The following is a 2103-nucleotide window of genomic DNA, read 5'->3' on the forward strand; positions in this document are numbered from 1 at the left end:
ATCAAATCAAATCAATAATTAGTAGATTTATTGATATATGTAGATGGTCTATTATTAGAGTCTCTAAAATTAAAGGATATAATAATAAGAATACTTTTCTTATTTCTTCATCTCCACGGTCTGGAAGTACTTGGTTAGGTGAAATAATGATGTCAATTCCACGATCATGTATTGTATTTGAACCTTTACATCTACGCTTTGTACCAGAGGCAAAAAAAGCAGGATTTAACTGGCATACTTATAAAGAAGAAGATGAGGAATGGCCCGAAGGGAAGACATTTTTAGTATCTGCTTTTAATGGTAAAATAATTAATAGTTGGACCTATAGGGAAAACAATATGAAAATGGCACTCTTTTCAAAAAATATTATTGTAAAGTGTGTCAGAGCAAATAGATTACTCCCATGGATTAGCAATAATTTTAAAATAAACCCACCAATTTTACTGATGAGGCATCCATGCGCTGTTGTTGCTTCACAATTAAAGTCAGAAGTTTGGCAAAGAGGAGGAAAGCCTTCATTACCTGGTTATCTTAATGATTATCCAGTATTTAAGGATGTAGTTTCTAGGTTAGATAGTATTGAAGAGTATCTTGCCGCTATTTGGGCCATGGATCAGTTACCAGCACTAATGCATCCTACACCTTATCCATGGATAATTATTACTTATGAAGAATTGGTTTTCGATCCTAAAACTACATTTGATGTATTATTCAAAAGATTAAACTTAAATATTGATATTGAAAAAGCGTTAGCAAGAATTAAAAAGCCTTCAACTGTTGTATACAAAACAGGAATTAGTGGGAGAGATGGATGGAAGAAACAGTTATCAACTGAGCAGGTTGAAAAGATACTTTCTGTAACAAAGGGCTTTGGTTTGCATTTTTATGATATTAATTCATTTCCAAATTTAAAAATACTTCACGATAAAAAACTTTTCTCTACCATCAAAGAATATGGAATAAGAAAACCTAAGAATCTAGGTAATTAGGCATTTTTCTATACTAATTAAATGAACTCAGACAATAATTCCAAAATAAAAGTAACTGTAATAGTACCAGTATTTAATGCTGAAATATACTTAAGAGAATGTCTAGATTCATTAATTAATCAGACATTAAAGGAAATAGAAATCATATTAATAGATGATAATAGTACTGACTCAAGTGGCATTATATGTTATGAATATAGCAAGCTTGACAATAGAATTAGTGTAATACAGAATAAAACAAATATCCGACAGGGTCTTTCGAGAAACAAAGGTATTAAGCAGGCAAAGGGTGAATTTTTAGGGTTTGTTGATGCTGATGATTATGTGGATTTAGACTTTTTTGAAAAGCTGTATAATTCAGCAATAATAAGTAATACTGATATTGCAAAAACTGAAGCAGTTATTGTAAATTCTGATGGTAGCAGAGATAATCAATCCGAGCAAAACAAAAAAATAAAAAAAGGAATAAAAAAAGGGAGTCCTCTTTTTGTTTCTTTTGGATATGAACATTGGACGGCAATTTACAATAGGCAGAAAATAATTGATAATAATGTGCAATATCCAGATATAAGAAATGGACAGGATGATATTTTCTTGTTAAGAATCACTTATTTTTTAAATACTATTTCCATAATTTCAGGTACATACTATTTTTATCGACAGCATTCCTTATCCACAATTTCAATTAGAGAGATGCCATATTTTGAAAGTATATTGATAGGGTTTAGATTTAAAGTAGATTTTTTAAATAGTAATGAAATGAGGAAGTCTGATTACCTTGCCTCTTTTTATTTAGCTCTGCTCGTAGTTAACATTAGATATTCAGAATTAATTGAAATAAAAAAACTGGATGCTTATAAACCTGTTTACGTAAGGGAGGCTTTGTCGATTATGGCGATGTATAAGTATGATAAATATGAACTACTCAGTAATTTCAGTGTTGGTTTTGGAAGAAGAGAGGGACCAGTAAATCTATTAGAAAAAAACTCTAGTTATTTGGTTTATAATGGTATTACTAATGTTAAAAATTGGTTATTTAATATTTTGAAATAATTATTTGTATTTATGATTAAGAACAGTATTAAGGTTTCAATTATTGTACCTGTATATAACG

2 protein-coding genes are annotated in these 2103 nt (G+C 29.7%); both read left to right on the forward strand.

Going from position 1 to position 2103, the window contains the following annotated elements:
• Positions 1-989, forward strand: a 989-nt coding sequence (locus AC2LE6_RS08960; RefSeq protein ID WP_484478917.1) for a hypothetical protein, incomplete at its 5' end; no start/stop codon positions are given.
• A gap of 21 nt (positions 990-1010) precedes the next feature.
• Positions 1011-2042, forward strand: a complete 1032-nt coding sequence (locus AC2LE6_RS08965) for a glycosyltransferase (protein WP_484478918.1) — start codon at positions 1011-1013, stop codon at positions 2040-2042.
• The last annotated feature ends 61 nt before the right edge of the window (positions 2043-2103 follow it).

It is taken from the genome of Candidatus Izemoplasma sp. (genome assembly GCF_982632705.1).

Bases quoted from the DNA above. Each gene is read 5' to 3' on its own strand.
- AC2LE6_RS08965 (WP_484478918.1), top strand. From the start codon at position 1,011: ATGAACTCAGACAATAATTCCAAAATAAAAGTAACTGTAATAGTACCA.